The sequence below is a fragment of the Segatella baroniae DSM 16972 = JCM 13447 genome, assembly GCF_000426585.1.
Lineage (GTDB): Bacteria > Bacteroidota > Bacteroidia > Bacteroidales > Bacteroidaceae > Prevotella > Prevotella baroniae.
Map to the genome: position 1 here is coordinate 1 of NZ_AUFQ01000008.1, position 22253 is coordinate 22253.

23 protein-coding genes and 1 pseudogene are annotated in these 22253 nt (G+C 53.9%); 3 read left to right on the forward strand and 21 right to left on the reverse strand.

The features are described 5' to 3' along the window. The 6 genes and pseudogenes from K334_RS14430 to K334_RS0107140 all read right to left on the reverse strand — a co-directional run. Positions 1-199: pseudogene (locus K334_RS14430) on the reverse strand (IS1380 family transposase); the annotation flags it as partial. A gap of 130 nt (positions 200-329) precedes the next feature. Then, on the reverse strand, positions 330-2555 hold the full coding sequence (locus tag K334_RS13660; protein ID WP_051218689.1) for a RelA/SpoT family protein: 2226 nt from the start codon (positions 2553-2555) through the stop codon (positions 330-332). A 13-nt stretch (positions 2556-2568) separates the two neighbouring features. Next, positions 2569-3909, reverse strand: coding sequence for a lytic transglycosylase domain-containing protein (locus K334_RS0107125; protein ID WP_025879997.1), 1341 nt, complete (start codon positions 3907-3909; stop codon positions 2569-2571). A 31-nt stretch (positions 3910-3940) separates the two neighbouring features. Beyond that, complete coding sequence (locus tag K334_RS0107130) at positions 3941-4612, reverse strand: DUF5683 domain-containing protein (protein ID WP_051218690.1); 672 nt, start codon at positions 4610-4612, stop codon at positions 3941-3943. Between the two features lie 55 nt (positions 4613-4667). Next, the gene (locus tag K334_RS0107135) at positions 4668-5579 is read right to left on the reverse strand and encodes a ParB/RepB/Spo0J family partition protein (RefSeq protein WP_027444744.1); all 912 of its coding nucleotides are present in this window, start codon (positions 5577-5579) and stop codon (positions 4668-4670) included. 29 nt (positions 5580-5608) lie between these two features. Beyond that, positions 5609-6373: a ParA family protein gene (locus K334_RS0107140; RefSeq protein WP_021590040.1), complete on the reverse strand. Its 765-nt coding sequence runs from the start codon at positions 6371-6373 to the stop codon at positions 5609-5611. Between the two features lie 111 nt (positions 6374-6484). Between K334_RS0107140 and surE the strand changes: the two genes are divergently transcribed. Together surE and lpxB are read left to right on the forward strand one after the other, a co-directional pair. Next, complete coding sequence (gene surE / locus K334_RS0107145; RefSeq protein WP_025879999.1) at positions 6485-7255, forward strand: 5'/3'-nucleotidase SurE; 771 nt, start codon at positions 6485-6487, stop codon at positions 7253-7255. 3 nt (positions 7256-7258) lie between these two features. After that, positions 7259-8419, forward strand: coding sequence for a lipid-A-disaccharide synthase (gene lpxB, locus K334_RS0107150; protein WP_025880000.1), 1161 nt, complete (start codon positions 7259-7261; stop codon positions 8417-8419). A 95-nt stretch (positions 8420-8514) separates the two neighbouring features. Here lpxB and K334_RS0107155 read toward each other — a convergent pair whose 3' ends face one another. From K334_RS0107155 to K334_RS15255, 6 genes are all read right to left on the reverse strand, one after another. Next, the gene (locus K334_RS0107155; RefSeq protein ID WP_025880001.1) at positions 8515-9372 is read right to left on the reverse strand and encodes a phosphatidate cytidylyltransferase; all 858 of its coding nucleotides are present in this window, start codon (positions 9370-9372) and stop codon (positions 8515-8517) included. Positions 9373-9399: 27 nt separating this feature from the next. After that, positions 9400-11466, reverse strand: a complete 2067-nt coding sequence (gene ftsH / locus K334_RS0107160; RefSeq protein WP_027444745.1) for an ATP-dependent zinc metalloprotease FtsH — start codon at positions 11464-11466, stop codon at positions 9400-9402. A gap of 55 nt (positions 11467-11521) precedes the next feature. Continuing rightward, positions 11522-11881 carry a ribosome silencing factor gene (gene rsfS, locus K334_RS0107165; RefSeq protein WP_025880002.1) on the reverse strand — a complete coding sequence of 120 codons (360 nt, stop codon included), beginning with the start codon at positions 11879-11881 and terminating at the stop codon, positions 11522-11524. Between the two features lie 116 nt (positions 11882-11997). Further along, positions 11998-13182 (reverse strand): PDZ domain-containing protein, encoded by a 1185-nt coding sequence (locus K334_RS0107170; RefSeq protein WP_025880003.1) that lies wholly within the window; start codon positions 13180-13182, stop codon positions 11998-12000. Positions 13183-13210: 28 nt separating this feature from the next. Then, positions 13211-13444, reverse strand: a complete 234-nt coding sequence (locus K334_RS0107175) for a hypothetical protein (protein WP_025880004.1) — start codon at positions 13442-13444, stop codon at positions 13211-13213. After that, entirely contained in the window at positions 13434-13577 is a 144-nt protein-coding gene (locus tag K334_RS15255) for a DUF3791 domain-containing protein (protein WP_021590109.1), read from the reverse strand. Before K334_RS15255 ends, K334_RS0107175 begins: the two co-directional genes overlap by 11 nt. Before the next feature lie 158 nt (positions 13578-13735). On the opposite strand from K334_RS15255, the gene K334_RS15385 reads away from it, so the two are divergent. Then, a complete protein-coding gene (locus K334_RS15385) occupies positions 13736-13861 on the forward strand; it encodes a hypothetical protein (RefSeq protein ID WP_262499365.1) in 126 nt (41 codons plus the stop codon). 138 nt (positions 13862-13999) lie between these two features. Here K334_RS15385 and K334_RS0107190 read toward each other — a convergent pair whose 3' ends face one another. The 9 genes from K334_RS0107190 to K334_RS0107225 all read right to left on the reverse strand — a co-directional run bounded on the left by K334_RS0107190 (position 14000) and on the right by K334_RS0107225 (position 22252). Next, the gene (locus K334_RS0107190; protein WP_025880005.1) at positions 14000-15625 is read right to left on the reverse strand and encodes a hypothetical protein; all 1626 of its coding nucleotides are present in this window, start codon (positions 15623-15625) and stop codon (positions 14000-14002) included. A 47-nt stretch (positions 15626-15672) separates the two neighbouring features. Then, entirely contained in the window at positions 15673-17790 is a 2118-nt protein-coding gene (locus tag K334_RS0107195; protein ID WP_154655570.1) for a TonB-dependent receptor, read from the reverse strand. Between the two features lie 256 nt (positions 17791-18046). After that, entirely contained in the window at positions 18047-18367 is a 321-nt protein-coding gene (locus K334_RS14440) for a hypothetical protein (protein WP_081658056.1), read from the reverse strand. A gap of 268 nt (positions 18368-18635) precedes the next feature. Further along, positions 18636-18980 carry a DUF2023 family protein gene (locus K334_RS0107200; RefSeq protein ID WP_021589985.1) on the reverse strand — a complete coding sequence of 115 codons (345 nt, stop codon included), beginning with the start codon at positions 18978-18980 and terminating at the stop codon, positions 18636-18638. A 12-nt stretch (positions 18981-18992) separates the two neighbouring features. Then, positions 18993-19496 carry a flavodoxin FldA gene (fldA, locus tag K334_RS0107205; protein ID WP_025880008.1) on the reverse strand — a complete coding sequence of 168 codons (504 nt, stop codon included), beginning with the start codon at positions 19494-19496 and terminating at the stop codon, positions 18993-18995. 180 nt (positions 19497-19676) lie between these two features. Further along, the gene (locus tag K334_RS0107210) at positions 19677-19910 is read right to left on the reverse strand and encodes a YecH family metal-binding protein (RefSeq protein WP_021590052.1); all 234 of its coding nucleotides are present in this window, start codon (positions 19908-19910) and stop codon (positions 19677-19679) included. A gap of 85 nt (positions 19911-19995) precedes the next feature. Then, entirely contained in the window at positions 19996-21303 is a 1308-nt protein-coding gene (eno, locus tag K334_RS0107215; RefSeq protein WP_027444746.1) for a phosphopyruvate hydratase, read from the reverse strand. Between the two features lie 85 nt (positions 21304-21388). Further along, on the reverse strand, positions 21389-21931 hold the full coding sequence (gene rbr / locus K334_RS0107220; protein WP_021590131.1) for a rubrerythrin: 543 nt from the start codon (positions 21929-21931) through the stop codon (positions 21389-21391). A gap of 24 nt (positions 21932-21955) precedes the next feature. Next, entirely contained in the window at positions 21956-22252 is a 297-nt protein-coding gene (locus tag K334_RS0107225) for a GNAT family N-acetyltransferase (RefSeq protein WP_021590030.1), read from the reverse strand. Between the last annotated feature and the right edge of the window lies 1 nt (position 22253).

Below are 22253 nucleotides of genomic sequence, written 5' to 3' on the forward strand. Positions count from 1 at the left end.
CCTCAATACATGAACCGCCACAGAAGTAGATACTCATGAGAGAACGGATGATTTCGCTGTACTGATAACCGAACGATCTACACCTTAGACCGAGGGTTGAGTCGATGACAGATGATAATGTGGAGTCAAATTGCTCCATGATTGAAAATAATCCCCCAAAAGGAGTGAGTCTCTCAGATTTAATTTGTATCTTCGCCATGTCTATCGTTGGATTCTCTTGTTTTTTTTTGCAACACTAAGATAAGTGAAAATTCTGACATGGCAAAATCCTGAGCAACTTTTTGTTGCTCAGGTACTTAAAAAGTTTAATTTATAATAGTGTTGCGGAATTAAGGTCTCACCTCGTCGCGGTCGTGGACTTTGATTTCGATGGAACCGTCGAAGATACCGTCGCCGCCGCTGATGGTGAGCTTCTGGATGTTGATGTCCAGCTTGTCGGATATGATTTTGGCCACGTCGGACAAGAGTCCCTTGCGGTCAATGCCCTTGATTTCGATGGTGGCATTGAAGAACAGCTGCTTGTGCATGTCCCATTTGGCGTCGAGGATGCGGTTGCCGAAGCTCGACTTCAGCCTGCCGGCAACGGGACAGACGCGCTTGTGGATTTCGATGCGGTTCTTGTTGTCGATATATCCCAGGATGTCGTCGCCCGGAATGGGGTGGCAGCAGCCGCGGAAGATGAACGAGTGGATGTTGTCTTCGGTGATGATGACGGGCTTCTTCTTGTTGAAATCCTTGTCGACGACGTAGTATTCCGCTTTCATCGGTTCGTTGTCGCGCTCTTTCTTCTTGTCTTTGCCAAGGAAAGGAACGTACTTGCGCCAGCCCATCGCCGTCTGTGAAGCGTTGCCGCCCTTGCCCTGCAGCTCGTCGAGGTCTTTCTCTCCCAGGATGATCGACTTCTTGCCCAGTGCGAAGAAGAAGCTCTCGTGCTTCTGCAGGTCGTGCAATTCGCATAGCTTGTCGAGCACGGCCGTGGTCATCTCGATGTCGTTCTTGCCCAGCCAGTCGTTGAGCACCTGCTCGCCCTGCTTCTGCACCTCGCGGTTGTCCCTGCGGAGGATGGCCTGTATCTTTGCTTTGGCCTTGGCCGTGTAGACAAAGTTGATCCACGACTCTTGCACATGCTGCGACTTGCTGGTGAGAATCTCGACCTGGTCTCCGCTCTGCAGCTTGTGGCTGAGGGGCACCAGCTTGTGGTTTACCTTGGCTCCAATGCAGTGGCTGCCGATGAACGTGTGGATTTGGAACGCGAAGTCGAGAGCCGTGCAGCCTGCGGGCATGGTCTTGATTTCGCCTTTGGGCGTGAAGACGAATATCTCGGAAGCGAAGAGGTTGAGCTTGATGGCGTCGAGAAAGTCCATGGCGTCGGGCTGCGGGTCGTCGAGAATCTCCTTGATTGTGCCGAGCCAGTCGTTCAATTCGGTCTCGTCCTCGGAGTATTCGCTGTTCTCTTTGTATTTCCAATGGGCCGCGAAGCCTTGTTCGGCCACCTCGTCCATGTGGTCGGAACGTATCTGCACTTCGATCCACTGCCCCTGTTTGCTCATCAAAGTCACGTGCAATGCCTGATAGCCGTTGGCCTTCGGATGGTTCAACCAGTCGCGCAGACGGTCGGGATGGCTCTTGTATATCTTGCTGATGGCCACGTAAATGTTGAAGCATTCATTGATTTCATCTTCACGTTTCTGGGGCGTGAAGATGATTCTGACGGCAAGAATGTCGTAGATTTCGTCAAAGGTGACGTGCTTGTTCTGCATCTTGCTCCAAATGGAATAAGGGCTTTTGACACGTGCCTTGATTTCGTATTGAATGCCCATGCGGTCCAATGAGGCACGGATGGGGCGGGTGAAATCGTCGAAGAGTTTGTCGCGTTCCTCCTTGGTGAACGACAACTTGTTTTTGATACTGGCGTATTCCTCGGGGTGTTCGTAGCTGAAGCTCAGGTCTTCAAGCTCCGTCTTGATTTTGTTGAGTCCCAGCCGGTTGGCCAGCGGCGCATAGATGTAGAGCGTTTCGCCGGCTATCTTGTATTGCTTGTTGGCCGGTTGTGAAGCCAAGGTGCGCATGTTGTGCAGGCGGTCGCATATCTTGATGAGGATGACCCGTATGTCGTCGCTCATCGTGAGGAGCAGTTTCTTGAAGTTCTCGGCCTGCGCCGAGGCGTGCTCGCCGAAGATTCCGCCACTGATCTTGGTCAGTCCGTCGACGATTTTGGCTATCTTCTGGCCGAAGATGTTCTCTATATCTTCGACCGTATAGTCGGTGTCTTCAACAACATCATGGAGCAATGCGGAACAGATACTGGTCGAACCGAGTCCCATCTCTTCGCAGGCAATCTGCGCCACCGCGATGGGGTGCATGATATAAGGCTCCCCCGAGAGGCGTCTCACGCCCTTGTGGGCCTGGCGCGCGAAGTTGAATGCCTTGGTGATGATGTCGACTTTCTTTCTATGTCGCGAGGCCAGATAGGTGTCGAGCAGGTGTTCGAAGGCGTCGTTGATGAGCTTCTCTTCGGTCTGCTCTTTGGTATTGTTCATGTCGGAATGATCCATAAGGTTGTTGCTGTTATTTCACTTTGATTTTCTTTCCTGCCCTGATGTTGCTGCCCGATATGCCGTTGAGGCGTTTCAACTTGCTGACGGTGGTGTGGTTGCGCTGCGCAATCTCCGAAAGCGTGTCGCCCTCACGGATGGTGACGCTCTTTCCACCAGCGGATTTCTTGCGCGACTTGTGCTTCTCACGCCGGCTTCGCTTGCTCTTGGACGCCGTGTAGGTGGAGCGCGAATAGCTTGTCTCGGCCCTGTCGTTGACCTCCACCTCGTCTCTCTTGGTGAGCATGTCGTCTATGTTGTAGGCGTAGATGTCGTCTTGGCGGTCGATGAAGTTGGTGACCATCATCGCCGGCAGGCGAAGTGCCGACGGACGGTTGTTGCCGTTGACGATGTTGCGGCGGTATTGCGGGTTCAATTCCTTCAATTGGTCAATGCCAATGCCGAGGACGCGGGCTATCTGTTCGAAATGGATGTCGCGGTCGACGAGTATCGTGTCGGTCTTGGCGGGGAGGTCGGTCACCATCGGGCAGATGTTGTGGTCGCAATAGTAGTTCATGATGTAGTTGGCCGCGATGAAAGCGGGCACATAACCGCGGGTCTCCTGGGGCAGGTAGGGGTAGATCTGCCAATAGTCAACCTTCTTGGAGCGGTGGATGGCCTTGTTGATCTTGTCCGGTCCGCAGTTGTAAGCTGCGATTACGAGGTTCCAGTCGCCGAAAATCTTATAGAGGTCGCTAAGGTAGTGGGCTGCCGCATAGGACGCCTTGACAGGGTCGCGACGCTCGTCGACCAACGTATTGACCTCCAGTCCGTAACGTTTGCCGGTCGTGAGCATGAACTGCCACAGGCCCGTTGCGCCCACACGGGATACGGCTTGGGGGTTCAACGCTGACTCGATGACGGGCAGGTACTTCAGTTCAAGCGGGAGACCATAGGCCTCAAGCGCCTCTTCAAAGATGGGCATATAGAAGTTTTGTGCCCCCAGCATGTAGCTGACGGAGCGGCGCAACCTTCCGCTATAGCGTTCGATGAACTTCTGAACCACATCGTTGTAAGGCATTTCGATGATGGTCGGGAGCCTTTTCAGCCTGTCCATATAAACATCTTTCTCATAGACCGGGTTGATGTCGGGCATGTTGCAGCCCGCGTCCGGTTTGAGATAAGTGCGGGCATTGTATTGATGGAGCAGACTGTCCAGCTCGTCTGTCATGGCTTCGGGCAATTCGATGTTTTCCTTTTGGCCCTTGTCGTTGGTGACAGTGATGACTTCCTGTGCCTTGTTGGTGTTCTGCGCATGAAGCAGACAGCTGCCGTTCAACATGAGTGCAGCGAGTATGAAATGGATCTTTCTCATTCTTTTATATCGATATTCTTTGTATTTTTGCTTAGAAAGTCAAGCTGCAGTTGACTCCAAATGAGCTTGATTTGACAGGATTGGGTGAAAATTTGTTGTTGAAGACCGTTGGTTGCACACGCAAACTGAGGTCGTTGGAGATGTCGAACTCCGACAGGGAAGCGTCGACGTAGGCATCGATGACGGAAAGCGCGTAGACACCGACGAGTACGAAGAAGCTCATGTCCCGCCAACGGCGGTATCGGTCTTTCCTGTTCTTGAAGAGCGTTTGATATTGTTTGATGTTGCTGGAGTCTATCTTAGCCCCCAAGTGCAGGAATTGATTGTAGCTTTGGGTGTTGGGGTCGTCGTCCATGATGTCCATGTAGGCCTGAGAATAGTCGTGAAACATTTGGTTGTTCCAGCTCATGGCATAGGCACAACCGACCATTCCGCCATAGACGATGGGGAGTTTCCAATATTTCCTATTGTAAATCTGGCCGGCACCGGGAAGCACCAGTGCGAGCCACAGCGCCCGTTTGGGGGAGGGGCGCCATGTAGTCCAGTCTCGTTTTGCCTTGGAAAGTGCGCCGTTGCCGTTGAGTTGTTTCACTTGCAGGCTGTCTTTCGGCGTCAACACAGGCCCTTTCGTGGTGTATGCACTGTCTGACAAAACATTTTTCTCAGGCGCATTGATGGTCGGTGTTTGCGAAAAAGAGGCCATGGGCCACAGGAAAACGAGAACCAAAGGAAATATAAAGGATGGAATCTTCACGTTCTTATTGTTCCTTCAATTTGTCGAAAACATTCATGATGCGCTCAAGTTCCTCCTCGTTGGCAAATGGAATGCTGATCTTTCCCTTGCCTTTCGGTGAGCAAGTCATCTGCACTTTGGTGTCCAGAAACTTGGAAAGACGGTTCTTCAGCAGCGTGAACTCTTCAGGGAGCGCATTGCGGCTGGCTATCTTCTTCTTTCCACTTTCTATGTTTTCACCGCTTTTGAGTTGCTGAACCATCTCCTCAACCTTGCGTACCGACCAGCTTTCCTTTTGTATTTCCTTGAACAATTTGATTTGTAGTGACGGACTGTCGATGGCCAACAATGTCCGGGCATGCCCCATGTCAATCTCCTTTTTTTGTAATGCCATCTGCACTTGGGCCGGCAGTTTGAGCAGGCGCAGATAGTTGGTGATGGCTGTACGGCTCTTGCCCACGCGTTCCGACACTTTCTCCTGCGTCATGCCGCTGGTTTCGAGCAGGTGTTCGTAGGCCAGCGCAATCTCGATGGCGTTGAGATCTTCGCGCTGGATGTTCTCCACGAGCGCCATTTCCATAACACTCTCGTCACTGATGGTGCGGATGTAGGCGGGAATCGCTTTGAGTCCGGCTATTTGCGAGGCACGCCATCGGCGTTCTCCGGCTATTATCTGGAAGCGGTTGTCGGCAACCTGCCGGAGCGTGATGGGCTGGATGATACCAATCTCACGAATGCTGGAGGCCAATTCCTGCAAGGCCGCTTCGTCGAACTCCCGGCGTGGCTGGTTGGGATTGGCCTCTATCTCTTCAATGGCAATCTCATTGATCGTGCTGCTGCCTTGCGTGCGCACCGTTTCGGTAGAGATCAGCGCGTCAAGTCCCCTTCCGAGGGCGTTGCTTTTCTGTGAACTGTTGTATTTCTTGTGTACAGCCATTGTGATTCCTGAAACAAAATAGGTGAGAATTATGAGTTCCTGTTGATGATTTCCTTGGCCAAGGCCAGGTGGTTCTTTGCCCCCGTAGAGTCGGCATCGTACAGAATGACGGGCAAACCATGGCTCGGACTCTCGCTGAGTTTGACGTTACGCTGTATGACGGTCTTGAAAACAAGCTCCTGGAAATGGCGTTTCACCTCGTCGTAGATTTGGTTGGCCAGACGAAGGCGGCTGTCGTACATGGTCAGCAGGAAGCCTTCTATTTCCAATTTGGGATTCAGTTTGCTCTTGATGATCTTGATGGTGTTCAACAGTTTGCTGATACCCTCCAGGGCAAAGTACTCACATTGCACGGGGATGATGACCGAATCGGCCGCCGTCAGCGAGTTGACGGTAATCAAACCGAGCGACGGGCTGCAGTCTATGAGTATGTAATCGTATTCCGAACGAATGGGATCCAGCAGCGTCTTGAGCACTTTCTCCCGACTCTGAAGGTTCAACATCTCTATTTCGGCACCCACTAAATCAATGTGGCTTGGTATGATGTCCAGGCCGTCGATGTCCGTGGTATAAATAGCGTCGCGCACATCGGCGTGGTCGATGATACATTCGTATAGCGAACAGTCCACTTCCTTGATGTCCACGCCCAATCCGCTGGAGGCATTGGCCTGCGGGTCAGCGTCTACAACGAGCACGGATTTTTCCAATGTAGCCAACGATGCAGCCAGATTGATGGTTGTCGTCGTTTTTCCCACGCCGCCTTTTTGGTTGGCGAGAGCTATTATTTTTCCCATTATCGTAGACTTTAGTATTTCTGTTAGATTGCAAAGTTACATATTTTGTGCGACAAACGGCGGCTTTCTTCCTTTTTTTAGTACTTTTGCAGTGAAATCAAAGGAAAAATAATGAATATTAATAGGCCGTTAATACTTATTTCAAATGACGACGGATATCATGCCAACGGTATCAAGTTTCTTGTATCTTTCCTAAAGGAAAAAGCCGATTTGATCGTCTGTGCACCGGAGTCGGCACGCTCCGGCTTCTCTTGTGCTTTTTCGGCGACAACGCCTTTGCGCTTGAAGCGTCGCCACAATATGGGCGAAGTCGAAGTATGGTCGTGCAACGGCACCCCTGTGGACTGCGTGAAGCTGGCTTTGAGCGAGCTGTGCGGCGACCGCAAGCCCGACTTGATACTTGGCGGTATCAATCATGGTGACAATTCAACCGTCAACAACCATTATTCCGGAACCATGGGAGTGGCCATGGAGGGTTGCATGAAGTACATTCCTTCCGTCGCTTTCTCCAGTTGCGACTATGATACCGAAGCCGACTACTCCTATCTTCGTGATGACGTCTGCAAGATTGTAGACCGAGTCTTGACCGAGGGACTGCCCAAGGGAATCTGCCTGAACGTCAATTTCCCGGCGCGCCCGCCGTTCAAGGGCGTGAAAGTCTGCCGAATGACGTTTGGACGTTGGGTCAATGAAGTCGTGAAAGAGCGTCATCCTCGTGGTTATGACTATTTCTGGATGTTGGGACACTTCCATAATGACGAGCCCGAGGCCACCGATTCCGACCAGTGGGCACTCAATCATGGGTATATAGCCATCACGCCTACCAAGATGGATGTCACCGCCTATGAGTTTATGGACCATCTGAACGACTGGAAACTGTAGCCTATGCGTTACTATCTGATTGTGGGGGAGGCCAGCGGCGACCTGCACGCGTCGCGCTTGATGCAGGCTTTAGCGTCGAAAGACCCCGCTGCCGAGTTCCGTTTCTTCGGCGGCGACTTGATGTCGGCTGTGGGTGGAACACGCGTGAAGCATTACAGTGAACTGGCATACATGGGTTTTGTCCCCGTATTGCTCCATCTGCCGACCATCCTCCGCAACATGTCGTCATGCAAGAAAGATATCGTTGCTTGGCAACCGGATGTCGTTATTCTGGTGGATTATCCAGGTTTCAACCTCGACATAGCCAAGTATGTCCATGCCCACACGGATATTCCCGTCTACTATTACATCTCTCCGAAGACATGGGCATGGAAGGAATGGCGCATCAAAAGTATCAAGCGGGATGTCGACGAGATGTTTTCCATCCTGCCGTTCGAGGTCTCTTTCTATGAACGGAAACACCAATACCCCATCCATTATGTAGGTAATCCCACGGTGGAAGAGGTTCAGCACTTCAAGAACGGTTATCATGAAAGCGTAAGCGACTTCTGCCTGCGCAATGGCTTGTCGATTGACAAGCCCATCATCGCTCTGTTGGCCGGTAGCCGGAAGCAGGAAATCAAGGACAACCTGCCCGCCATGATCGAGGCTTGCCGTCCCTTTGTCGACCGATATCAGCTGGTTTTAGCGGGCGCACCGGCCATTTCCGAGGCTTATTATTCCCAAGTCATGCGCCGTTGCGCAACCGATATTCTTGTGCGGCGGGTTGACAATGAAACCTATGCCCTGCTTTCCCATGCCGTCGCAGCCTTGGTGACGAGCGGAACGGCAACGTTGGAAACCGCCTTGTTCGATGTTCCGCAGGTTGTCTGCTACAAAACGCCCGTACCTCATCTCATCCGTTTCGCCTTCAACCACGTCATTCAGTGCCGATACATATCCTTGGTCAACCTGATTGCCGACCGCGAAATCGTGCCGGAACTTTTTGCCGACCGTTTCTCCGTGGCCCAGATACGTCGTGAATTGACTGCCATTCTGCCAAACGGGACGGCCCGTGAATCCATATTGGCAGACTATCGGGAAGTCCATCGTCGGCTTGGAGACGACATAGCTCCTGATAACGCGGCCGCATTGATGACCCGTCTGCTGGATAATGTGAAATGAGGAATGTGAAGTGTGAAATGAGGAATGGGCAATGAGGAATTAGTGATTTCCGTTCGTTGGTTCACCCTCCCTTTGGGAGGGCCGGGGTAGGTTGTTTACACCAAACTAATCGTATAAAGATAGATGACTGCGGCGGGCATAGCCATGAGGCTGGAGTCAAAGCGGTCGAGCATGCCACCATGACCAGGCAGGATGTTACCGCTGTCCTTCACGCCTATGGTGCGCTTGAAGAGGCTTTCCACCAGGTCGCCCCAGGTTCCGAAGACGACAACGACGAGCCCCAGTCCCATCCACTGCGGGATGGTGAGCGCGGTGACATGCTCCATCGAGTCGTGGAGGTTGAGGTAACCCACGGCCGCTGCTGCGGCGAGCACGAGCAGGCCACCACCAATGCTGCCCTCCCAACTCTTGCCCGGACTCACGCGAGGGAAGAGTTTGTGACGGCCCAAGAGCGAACCGCTGCAATAGGCGCCCGTGTCGTTGATCCATAGAAAGGCAAATATGCTCATCGGCAGCAGCCAATCGTAGGCAGGAGTCATCGTGCCGTCGCCATGAAAGCCCAGCAGGTTGATCATCGCCAGGGGCAGGGCGATGTACATTTGGCTGAACATCGTATAAGCCCAGTTGTGCAAGGGGTTCTTCTTCTTGAGATATAGTTCGCTGATGAAGAGGTAGACGATTGTGACCAGGTAGGGGATGAACACCGCAGAAGGCATCAGCCCGCTACAGAAGCCGGCCATCGCCAGGAAGAAATACACGCCCGCCACCGTCGTGATGAAGCGGTTGATGTCTACATCCTCCGTGGCGTTGACCAGTCCGCCGAACTCCCAGATGGCCATTCCCGTGATGAAGGCGAACAATCCCACCATCACGTCGCCTCGATAACAAATGCCAACAATCATGATGGCTACAAAAGCAATACCGGTGATGGTACGCGTTATCAGGTTCTTCATAAGCTTTTATTCTTTTGAACGGTTGTATTATCGGTTCTCTTCAGGGGTGGCGGTTTGCTGCTGTGCCATCTTGGCCTCATGTTCGGCCTGTGCCTGCTTCACTTCCTCGGGCATGTCTTCGAGCTTGGGCGCGTTCTTGGCGTTCTCCTCGATGATTTCCTCGGCACGACTCACCCACGGACGCTTGCCAAAGATGGCTTCCACGTCCTCGGCATAGATGACCTCGCGGCTCAAGAGCAGTTCGGCCAGCTGGTTGTGGCCTTCCTTGTGCTCTTCCAAAAGGCCCTTGGCACGGGCATACTGGTCGTTGATCATCTTCAACACTTCGTCGTCCATGATCTTCGCCGTGGTCTCGGAATACGGCCGGGTGAACTGATATTCCTGGTTGTTGTAGTAGCAGATGTTGGGCAATTTGTCGCTCATGCCGGCGTAGGCCACCATTCCGTAGGCACTCTTCGTGGCCCGTTCCAGGTCGTTCATGGCACCTGTGGAGATGTGGCCGATGAAGAGTTCCTCGGCCGCGCGGCCACCCAGCAGGGCGCACATCTCGTCGAGCATTTGCTCCTTGGTCGTTATCTGTCGCTCTTCGGGCAAGTACCAGGCGGCACCCAGGGCCTGACCACGCGGCACAATGCTCACCTTGACCAGCGGATTGGCATGCTCGCAGAACCAGCTCACCGTGGCGTGGCCGGCCTCATGCAGCGCGATGGCGCGCTTTTCGGCCGCCGTCATCACCTTGGTCTTCTTCTCCAGTCCTCCTACGATGCGGTCTACGGCGTCGAGGAAGTCCTGCTTCTCCACTTTCTTCTTGTTGCTGCGGGCCGCGATGAGGGCCGCCTCGTTGCACACGTTGGCGATGTCGGCACCCGAGAAGCCCGGCGTCTGGCGTGCCAGGAAGTCGATATCGAGGCTCTTGTCGGTCTTCAGCGGGCGCAGATGCACGTTGAAGATGGCCTTGCGTTCGGTCAGGTCGGGCAAGTCCACATTGATCTGGCGGTCGAAGCGGCCCGCACGGAGCAACGCCTTGTCGAGCATGTCGGCACGGTTGGTGGCCGCCAGCACGATGACACCGCTGTTGGTGCCGAAGCCGTCCATCTCGGTGAGCAGGGCGTTGAGCGTATTCTCTCGTTCGTCGTTGCCCCCCATGGCCGGATTCTTGCTGCGGGCACGGCCCACGGCGTCGATCTCGTCGATGAAGATGATGCAGGGCGCTTTCTCCTTGGCCAGGCGGAACGCGTCGCGCACACGGCTGGCGCCCACGCCGACGAACATCTCCACGAAGTCGGAACCGCTCATTGAGAAGAACGGAACGCCGGCCTCACCGGCCACGGCCTTGGCCAACAGCGTCTTGCCCGTGCCCGGAGGGCCCACGAGCAACGCTCCCTTGGGAATCTTTCCGCCCAGTTCGGTATATTTCTTCGGGTTCTTCAAGAACTCCACAATCTCCTGTACTTCCTGCTTGGCGCCTTCCTGGCCGGCCACATCCTTGAAGGTGACGCCCACTTCGTTGGCCTTTTCATACAGTCTGGCTTTGCTCTTGCCCACGCTGAAAATGCCACCGCCGCCACCGCCGTTGGCTCCACCGCCCATACGGCGCATCATCCACACCCAGAAAACCACGAGCAATGCCAGCGGCAGTATGCTGGAGAGGAACATGTTGAGCAGCGGGTTCGACTTGTCGTTCTCATAGCTGAACTCAGCTATCTTGCCCGCCTTCTGCTCGGCGGACAGATATGTGTCCACATTCTCCACCGAACCGAAGTCGACGCTCACGTAAGGATTCTGTCCCACTTGCTTGGCACTCATCCGGAACACGTCCTGGATGTTCTGTGGCTTGACATACATCTTCAGGTTTCTTTCACTTGAATTGACCACAACGTTCTTGGCGTAGCCTTTCTGCACGTATTCCTTGAACTTGGTGTATGTGGCTTCCTGGCTGGCGCCGCTGTTGCTGAGCAGTCTGCTGCCCGTGTTGGTGAAGAGCAACATGGCGGTTGCGACAATAACGAGGATGTATAGCCAGTTCATGTTGAACTTCGGCATTTTGGGGTCGTTATTGTTTTCAGGATTGAAGGGGTTGTTCTTGTTGTCCATAATCAATGAATGCTTGGTTATATATCGTTGGCGACCGACAAATAGCGTGCCAACATCAGTCCAAATCGGGCACTTGGGCCAAATTGGCGTCCTCCCACAGGTTCTCCAAGTCATAGAAGCTGCGTGGCTCGGGCTGGAAGATATGCACCATCACGTCGCTGTAGTCGATGGCCACCCATTGGTTGTTGCCCAGTCCGACGACGTTGCCGGGCTTCTCGTGGAGCTGCTCCCGCACCGTGTCGCCCACGCTTCCCGCAATGGCCTCCACCTGTGTGGGCGAATTTCCCTGGCAGATGATGAAGTAATTGGCTATGGCTCCGTCAATGCGGCTGAGGTCTACGATGGTGATGGCTTCTCCCTTTTTCTCCTGAATGCCCGCTACGATGGTGTCTACGAGGTTTTTTGTCTGATTCATCTATGATTTTTCGTTTATATATAATAATGTATTGGTTTGCAAAGATACGCCGAATATGCCGTTTGACAAAACAAATGGTAATGAAAGTGGCACGGAACGGGAGCGGGGGCGCCCATCTACCAGCGTTCTCTTGCCTCCAGCTTCACGTGTTTGGCCTTTCCGTCCAGCCCCCTGATGTCCAAGGTCTGGTGAGGAACATCGCCAATGTTCTCCTCTTCGTCCCACGTGAAATCCTTGGCTGGCTTTCCGTTCACGGCCACGATGGTGTCCCCTATCTCCATGCCGGCCCTTTTGGCGTCGCCATCTCTCACCAAGGAGGAGACGATCCAGCCGTCACAGATGTCGGTGCGGCTTCTGAAGCCATAGTCGTATTCGGCGGAAGGCCCCTTGTCTTTCTTGAAACGCTTGATGTAAACGCATCGGTGGGCGATGTCGAGCAGCAGGTTGTATTTCGACCAGATGGCGTTGCCGACGATTCCGAGATGTTCCCGACTGCCCATCGCACCCACACCTTCCGGCAGGTAGCTGACGACGCGCTTTCTTATCGTGTCCCCGCCGATGATGATGAGGTCGGATTGCATGTCGACATAATATTCCTGCTCCTTGCTCCCGATACCGAAATTGCTGATGTCCGTAATCTGTCTTTTTCTTGGAATGGAATCCAGCTTGTACTTCCTTGCAGCTTCACTCGTGAAATCGATGGTGCCGCCGCTTCCCGTGTCCATCAGATACAGTCCACGCATCACCGTGTCGCCTATCCGGACGGCCGCGTTGAACAATATCTTGTTGTTTTTGTAGACGATGGGAAGGCGCGTGTAGTCCGCTGTCTTGGCAGGGAGCGACGGGTGGCGGCGCATGTATCCGTGCTCGAAGTTGATCTCGAAGAACGTCGTGTTGATGTCCCTGTTTCCGATAATGCCGTCAGTATGGCAGTCTACGACGTCTCGCAACGAAAAAATGGGCACAATGTCATAGGTGCTCTCGACATCGCCGAGTTTGACTTTTGTAGTATCCGTGATGATGCGTATCCGTTTTGTTCCGGCCGCCCCCCTGGCTTTCGCTGCCGCGAAGCGGCTTGGTCTCCATTTGGATTGGGCCAGGAAAACGCTGTCGACGCCAAAAATGTCGGCACCACCGGTATCGAAAATGAGGTTGCAGCGGATGGAATCGTTGATAACCGTGGGGAAATAGATGTGCCCCGCATACTTGAATGGAATGCTGTCGTTCGGTCCTGCATGGGATGAGGCTGCGCACAGAATCGACAACAACCCCAGGATGATGTTCCGTTTGAGTGTTGGCATAACTGAATGTGTTGGAAACGAGAGGTATTTATTGTAGAGGTTGATTCCTTGCCGAAGTCATGTCGGCGTACAAGTCGACAGGCTCCAGGTGCCACAATTTCGTGTCCTCTTGCTCCAAGAGTTGGTAGGTCGAGGACGAATAGACCGCTTTGATGGCTTCTGTCAGGCTGATGTCGCGTTCTGTCTTCAGCATGGCTGTCAGCCAGCTGACCTTCGATGGCAGCAGCAGATACAGGTTGTCTTGCTTGATTTCACCTATCATGTCGTATCTCCTTTCGTCTGATATTGATAAAATCGTCGATGTCTTCAAGAATCCATAGCCGACTTTGGGTGTGGAGGGAGTCGAAGTTGGCTTCCAGATATTCGAGAACGCCATAGCTGTCGAGCAGCCGCATGGTCTCCGTTCCCTACAGTCCTTTCTCATGTTTGTACTGCTCGATGCAGAATGAAATGAAATATGTCTTGTCCAACACTTGTCTATCCATTTCGTTTCTCTCTTTTCGGTTCTATGATTTACCAATGCAAATTAATAAATAAATCCGCTAAATATCGCATGAAAACAGATATTTGTGTGTTTTTTACGGTCTTTTCCGATTTCATGCTGCATCAGCTCTGCCGCCGTCCGTCACAAACCGATTTTCAAAAGCGGCCCTTTGGGGCGGCAAAAGCTGCCCTTTGACAAGGTGAAAGCTGTGCTTTTGGCTTGTCAAAGGGCAGCTTTTCCAAAGCAATCGGGCCGCCGTCGTTTTGTCAATGGTCAGCGAAGCCTGCCACGAAGTTGGACGATGGCTCGCAGGAAGTCCTTTTATAGGGGGGCTTAGAACCAGAAATTGTTCGTCTCATGCTTGCTTTCGCCTTTCAGATTCCAGTAGAATTCGGCCAAAGCCGTGGTGAAATCCTTGATTCCGAAGGCCTCCATGAGCGAACGAACCGCAAGGCGATCGCTCTCGGGATAGGTGTTCTCGTCTTTGCTTAAATTGTCAAAGTCGTCCAAATTGGTCTTCAGTTCCTTTTCGCTCGCGTCCATATAAATGTTGATAGGGATGGTGATGGTTGGCAGCCAGCTCTCTTGGGTCGTCTGTCGGGCCGTCGGCGCGTAGAAAGGAGAGGCTTGGCCGTCGGTCATTTTCGATTGGTGGGCGCGCATCAGCTTGATTTCCATGTTGAATTTCTTGTGCGTGCGCTTGAAATAGAAGTAGCCTTTGAGTCCGATGGGATTCTTTTCGCCGATAAAGGGGGCCTTGTCAAAGTGGTTGGTCTTGTCCCATGGGTCTGTATCGCAGTAGAGATATTCAAAAAACTCTGTGCCGTTTTTGTCTGTGGCTTCCGCTTTGCCGCCATAAGCGGGCTTGATGTCGCTCACCTGGAAGAAATGCTGGTAGTGTAGGTCTTCGCCGTTGTCGACGATTTGGCCGGTGATTTCCTTGCCGTTCTTGTCGAAATAGTGGATGGCAAAGGCTGAAACGCGGTCCCATTTCTCGTTCTCGCAGCCTATCAAGGCTATGCGGCCGCCCTCCTCGGCCACCCATCGGCCCTTCTCCAGCCGGTAGGTGAGCTTGTAGTTGCGTCCCATGTACTTGTTTTGTTCGGGAACCGTGTTCTGGTGAAAGGCCCTCGTGCCGTGCAGGTGGCCTTCGTAGATGTCGATTTCCACCTTGGCCGGCTGAATCATGTCGGCGGGCGTCTCCTCGGGCGCGCCGTCTATCTCGACGGGCAGCTTCACCTGGAGGTCCCACTCGCCCGTGCTGACCAGCGACTTGGCCGGCAGATAGAACGGCGAAGGCTTGTTGTTCTCGTCAAACTTGCTGACGGCGGCATGGAGCAGGTCGACCGACAGCGTGAAGTTCTTGCCCGGCTTGACGAAGCGGATGAAGCCTTGGAAGCCCATCGGGTTGGTTTCGCCCACGAAACTGCCGTTCAGTTCGTCGGCATAGCGGTAGTCGTAGGCCAGTTCGGCCTTGTTGCTGACGCGCGCCGAACCCGTCGAACCGCCCACCGTCACCTGCTTGTACATCGAGAAGAAGTGCTGGTGAATCTTGTCCTGGTTCAGCGTGTAGAACTGGTCGTTCATCAATTTGCCGTCGGCGTTGTAGTATTCCATTTTCAGCAGATACACCACGTTGGGGTTGTCCTGGCTGTTCTTCACCTTGAAACGGTCGTTCCTACTCGTCACGTGCCAGCCTTCGGTGGGCGTGGTCTGCCATTCTATCACCTGGCTGGTCGAGCCGTTGGCCTTGAAATCGGCCATGCGGGGGCTGTTGTCGAACTTGTCGCTGCTGCTGAGGGTGCCCTCTTGCAGGATGAAGACGGCCCTGGCGGGGTCTTCATGCAGCTTGTTTTTCTTTTCGTTTTCCGGCTTTTCGGGGCTGCACGAAGCCATGCTGCCCGCCATCAGGAATCCTGCGGCCAGCAGTAGGATGGAGTTGAATGCTTTCATTTTCATCTTTGTCAACTATTAAATGATTATAAATTCGGGTTGAAACGGGTGCTTTAGAACGTCCATGTGACGATGCAGCGGATGTCGCGGCCCATGTCGTGGGCGTAGTATCGGCTGCGGTTGGTGTATTCCTTGTACTCTTTGTTGAGCAGATTGTCGCCCGCCAGCGTCAGCCGCAGTGTCTGCCGGGATGGCAGCCGCCAGTCGACATCGGCCTCGAATCCCAGCAGGTGGTAGGCCGGGGGGGTGAAGTCTACGAGGTCGGTGGCCGCGTTGAAGCGCGTCTGCTTGGCTACGTAGCGGTGGGTGAGGCTGGCGTGGGGCGTGAAGACGCCCTTGACCTGCGGCGTCCAGTTGAGCGAATGGGTCAGCCGCATGCTGGGAATGTAGGGCAGGTAGTTGTGGGTGGTGCGCTCGTTGGCCCAGATGAGGGCCGTCACGACGTGATAGTCGAGCTGCGGCACGGGTCGCAGGCGCAGGTCGAGGTCGACGCCGCGGAAGTAGGCGCGGGTCTGTCGGTACTGGAAAACAGGGTAGGCACCCGATATGACGATGATGTTGCGGCGCGTAGGCTGGTCGTAGATGTAGTTGTTGATCCACTGGAGATAGGCGTCGAGACGAACGTTCAGCACGGGATGGCTGTATTGCAGCGAGGCAATCCATTTGTAACTCTGCTCCGACCGCAGCGTGGAGTCGCCCTTGACGAACATGCCCGAGCTGAGTTCGTTGCCGTTGCTGTAGAGTTCATACACGTGGGGCGCGCGCCAAGCCACGCCGAAGTTGGTGGTCATCGTCCAATGGCGGTCGGGTCGGTAGTGGGCGCCCAGGCTGTAGGTCAGGTTGTAGAAGTTGCGTTTGCCCCCATAGCGCCGGCCCGTCCAGTCGTAGCCGTCGGCCTCGGTGCGCTGTAGGTCGCCCCGCAGGCCGGCCTCCACGCCCCAGGAGTCGTGCGTCAGCTTCTGAAGGAAGTAGGCGCCACCCGCCAACTCTGTGTAGTTGGGGATGATGGGCACCACGCCGGTGCCCCGTTCGCTGTGGTTCTCGGTGTAGATGAACTGCAGTCCGCCCTCGCTTTGCCACGCGTTGTAGGGCTTTTTCCACGTGAGCGTGTTCTGGAGCGACTGCAGGCGCAGGCTCACCGTGGGGATGTCGGAGTGGTTCATGCGGCGGATGCGGTTTTCGCGGCGGTCGTCTTTCTGGTAGGTGGTCTGCCAGATGAAGTCGCCCAGGGCCTCGCTGTTCAGCGAAATCTTGGCGAATGCCGTGTGGTGGTCTATCTTCTGGTGCGGATAACCGATCTTTCGGCTGAACGGCGTGAAGCTAACGGGTTGTCCGAGCCGCACGCGTTCCTGCAAAAGCTCCTCGCTGCCCATCTGCGCGCTTTGCATCACGCCCAGCTTCTGGCTGAAATAACTGTAGCCCAGTTCCGTGCGCCATTGGCCCCAGTCGTACCCCAGGTTGACAGCCGCGTCGTTTTCGCGCAGTCCGGTGTTGTTCAGCAGGTAGTGGGCGGTGCTCCGGTCGCCGCCATTCTCCCAGTTGGCATGGACGCGCCAGGCCAGTCGGCGGTTCCAGGGCATGGTTCCCTCGGCATAACCCGACAGCGAGAAGCGGCGGCCGTTGCTTCCGTAGTGTGTCGACACTTTGCCTTTCACTTCTTGTTGTCCGTAGGGTAGTGGGCTTTGGTTCATCAGAACGATACCGCCAAGGGCTTCCGATCCGTATTTCACGGACTCGGCGCCCTTCACCACCTCGATGTTGGCGTAGCCGTTCTTGTCCACTTCGGGCGCATGGTCTGAGCCCCACTGCTGTCCGGTGAGCCTGGCGCCATTGCTCATCAGCAGTATTCGGTTGCCGTACATGCCGTGGATGACGGGCTTGGCTACGATGGTGCCGGTTTGAATGGAGCTCATGCCACTGATGTTTTCGAGCAGTGAGGCCAGGGATTTGCCCATCGAGCGGGTGATGGCCGTGCTTCCGAGTTGCTGTTGCACATGGTTGGCGCCGAGGGTGGAGTGCTTTCCCGTGACGACAACCTCCTGAATGGTGAGTGAGTCGTGAATACTGTTTTCCCCGCTGAGCTTGTCTTGCGCTTGCGAGTGGCTGCCGCAAGCCGCAAGCAGGCATAATGCCGCCCACGACTTGCGCATGCTTGATTTGAAATTACGCATTATTTAAAGTGTAAAAAGGTGGATATGCCCGTGTGGAGGCACACATAAAACCATGATATGCGATGGCGGAAGCGGCGGCCCGCACAGCTGTAGCCGGCGTCCAATGGCTCGCCTGTCGTCAACTCGTCAACCGACAACTCGTCAATCCGTTGACTGGCAGTTCGTCAACTGACGACTTGTCAACTCGTTCACTTGTTGCTTGTCGACCCGTTCAGCGACAGCTGTCCGTATCGAATACGATAAAAGGGAAGTGGTTTTATGCCCGGCAAGGAGGCGAATGGCTGTTTATCGAGCCTACCGACCGATAAACGGTTTGCATGGAAACGAGGTATCTGTGCAGAAGTGTCACCTTGATGACCGGTACGAACGTAACGAATGCGGCCTCGGTAGCCTTGTGCATCGTGAATTCACAGATACCGCAAGACTGCTGAACCGAAGCGTGATGGCACGCTTCAGCCTCGTGTGACGCGTGACAGGATACGTAATGGTAGTGGGAACTCTTGAGCACGAAAGTCGATAAGAACACCAACAGCAGTGTCCAAGCATAGAATATTCTTATCGTCTTCTTCGTTTTCATTTGATAAAGAGGGGGCCATCTGACAAATGTCGAGGGCCTTTCGAATGTTTATCGGTGATAAAAGTACAGCGAAAAGCGGACATGTACAAATGAAGAAACGTGCAGATAAGTTTTTTTAACGGCAGCAGTCGGATTATAAGTTTTTTTCAAGGAAAGCTTGGTTTGCCGACGCTTGCCGCCATAAACGGCATGAAGGCTACCTTCACAGGTAACCTTCACATCTATAATACAAAGACATTTTGAAATCTATGCTACTTAAGCAAGATCGTTATATTTTGAGTTTACAAAATCGTTTGCACTGGCCGCAGATGTCATAGCCCAGCAACGCGCCCAGAATGAAGTCCTCCTCGGGACTCAACTGATGGAGCGGTTGGTTGATGAACGTGCGCACGACATCCATACATTCGCGGCGACCGAAGAACAAATTGATACGCTTGTTGCCTATGGGTTGCACCAGATAATCTATCTTCTGTCGTTCCAACTTGTCGATGGCTTGCTGCTGGTATCGGTCAGGGAACGTGTAGAGCACCATGTTGCGCACTCCTTTTTTGTATTGATAGATTTGCTCTGACAGGACACGCATGTCTGTCGGAACGGCTTCTGCGGTCATCATAGGCAGTGGGCGTTACAGTTTCGGAGCAATCTCGCCGACCCAGGCGTCGATTCTTTCATCGGTCTTGTTGTCCTCGTTCACTTCGTCGAGGGCCAGGCCGACAAACTTTCCGTCGACAACGGCTTCGGAATCATCGAACGTGTAGCCGTCGGTGGAAACGCTGCCGATGACATTGGCGCCGGCTTCCTTGGCCGCGTTGTAGAGTTCCGCCATACCGCCGCAGAAGGTGTCGCTGTAGCCTTCGGAGTCGCCGCAGCCGAAGATGGCCACAGTCTTGCCGCTGAGATTGCTCTTCTTGATGACGGCAACACCATCATACCAGTCGTCCTGCAGTTCACCGGCACCCCAGGTAGAGGTTCCCAAGATGAGATTCTGATAGCCGTCGAGCTGTTCGGACGAGATGGAAGCTGCTTCCAAAACGTCAGATGAGTCAACTCCGAGTTTGCCGGCGATACGTGAAGCGAGTTCTTCGCAGGTTCCTGTTGATGAACCGTAGATGATGCAAGTCTTATTCATAATGTTCTTTTTCCTTACGATTGTTTATTAAATGAATCTATTTTTGTCACTGTTGCAAAGGTATGGGCATTTCCATGAACGGACAATACCTAAAAACGATGAAAAGACAGGGCTGCTTTCGTCATCATTTTTAGGTATCGAACGGGTGTTGCCGACTGGTGTCGGGCTGTTCGCGGCAGCTTAGTGGTTGCACATTTTGCTCATGTCGGCCGTGAAAGCGTTGTCTCCGGCAGGCATGAACTTGCCCCGTGCCTCCAGAAAGTCTACGAGTTCAGCGGCCGTCATGCCCTCCGCGTGGCAGGTGCGGAAGCGTTCTTCCGCGCCAAAGCGGCTGATGATGGCCTCCACCAGGCTCTCCTTGGTTGCGTAGGTCTGTCCTTCCATCATGTGGAGGACGTCGTGTCCGTGTGTCATAATTCGATGTCGATATGGAAAAAGGCCGGGATTACCATCGGTAAGCCCAGCCTTTATGGTTTATGAAATAGTTGTGGTCAATGGCTTATTTCAGTTTCTTGTAGCCATACTGGGCCGAGCAGCAGAGTTCTTCCTCGATGCGGATGAGCTGATTGTACTTGGCCATGCGGTCGGTACGGCTCATCGAACCGGTCTTGATCTGTCCGGAGTTGGTGGCTACGGCGATGTCGGCAATCGTAGTGTCCTCGGTCTCGCCCGAACGGTGGCTCGTCACGGTGGTGTAACCATGACGGTGAGCCATCTCGATGGCCTCCAGCGTCTCGGTGAGAGAGCCGATTTGGTTGACCTTGATCAAGATACTGTTGGCAGCTCCCATCTTGATTCCCTTCTCCAAGAACTTCACGTTGGTCACGAAAAGGTCGTCGCCCACCAGCTGGCAGCGGTCGCCGATCTTGGCGGTGAGCTTCACCCAGTTCTCCCAGTCGTTCTCGTCGAGGCCGTCCTCAATCGAATCGATCGGATATTTGGTGATGAGTTCTTCGAGATAGGCAATCTGTTCTTCGGCCGTCAGCTTCTTTCCGTTGGGATCCTTCGGCATGCCGTTCTTCAACTGACGATAGTCGTAGAACCATTCGCCGTTCTCCTGAACCGCAAACTCTGAGGCAGCGCAGTCCATGGCAATCTTAACGTCCTTGCCGGGCTCGTATCCTGCGTCCTTGATAGCTTGGATAATGGAGTCGAGTGCGTCCTCAATGCCGTCGAACTTTGGGGCGAAACCACCCTCGTCACCTACGGCAGTAGAGAGTCCACGCTTCTTCAAGTTCTTGGCCAAAGCATGGAATACCTCGGCACCCATGCGGATAGCTTCCTTCTCAGAGGGAGCGCCTACGGGGCGAATCATGAATTCCTGGAACGCGATGGGGGCGTCGCTGTGGGCACCACCATTGATGATGTTCATCATGGGAACGGGCAACACGTAGGTGTTGGCACCGCCGATATAGCGATAGAGAGGGATGTTGAGCGCCTTGGCAGCCGTCTGTGCAACAGCCAGGCTCACGCCCAGGATGGCGTTGGCGCCGAGCTTGCTCTTCGTCGGAGTGCCGTCGAGTTCCAGCATCTTGTAGTCGATCTTGCGCTGTTCCAGCACGCAGAAGCCTTTCAGGGCGGGAGCGATGACGTTGTTGACATTCTCGACAGCCTTCAGGACACCCTTGCCGAGGAAGCGGCTCTTGTCGCCATCGCGGAGTTCGAGGGCCTCGTTTTCGCCGGTGGATGCACCGGATGGAACGCTGGCACGACCCATGACGCCGTTTTCGAGCGTCACTTCAACCTCAACTGTGGGATTACCTCTTGAATCAAGAATCTCTCTTGCGTGAATTTTTTCAATTTTCATCTTGTTGTCCTTTTATTATAATGTGATAATTGATGATGCAAAGTTAGGCCATTGCCGAGAGAACGGCAATACCTACAAATGGTTATTAATAGTTCTGGGCGTCGATTTCGAAGAAACTTTGCGGATGCTTGCAGGTGGGGCACACCTTGGGAGCCTTCGGACCGATGACGATATGGCCGCAGTTGCGGCACTTCCAGATACGGTCGCCGTCGCGGCTGAACACAATGCCGTCCTTGATGTTCTGCAACAGCTTCAAGTAGCGCTCCTCGTGGTGCTTCTCGATGGCGGCCACCAGGTCGAAACGGGCGGCAATCTCCGTGAAACCTTCCTCGCGTGCCTCCTTGGCCATGTTGGCATACATGTCCGTCCACTCGTAGTTCTCGCCGTCGGCAGCGTCCTGAAGGTTGGTCATGGTGTCGGCAATCTCGCCTCCGTGCAGATACTTGAACCACAGTTTGGCGTGTTCTTTCTCGTTTTGTGCAGTCTCTTCAAACAGCGCGGCTATCTGCTCGTAGCCGTCTTTCCTGGCCTTGGAGGCGTAGAAGGAGTATTTGTTACGTGCCTGGCTCTCGCCGGCGAATGCGATTTGAAGATTCTTCTCTGTCTTTGTACCTTTTAAATCTTTCATTGTAAACTGATTTTGGGATGTAAACTAAAAATATTCCGTATGGCCTGCAAGCAGCTGTCGCAAGTCATGATGTCTTTCAAAATAGGCTTGGGCGAACGAGCAGACGGGTTCCACCGCCACTTGTTGCCGTCGGGCCTCCGCCACGGCCGCCTCTACGAGCGCCTTGCCCACGCCCTTTCCTTCATGTCCCTTGAAGGTGTAGGTGTGCAGGATGCGCATCCTTCCCCCTTCAATTTCGTATTCCAGCTTTCCCAAAGCTGTGTCGCCGTCCAGCGCGTCCACGCGTCCCCGGCAGTTGTCGTTGTTGATGATTGTCTTCATA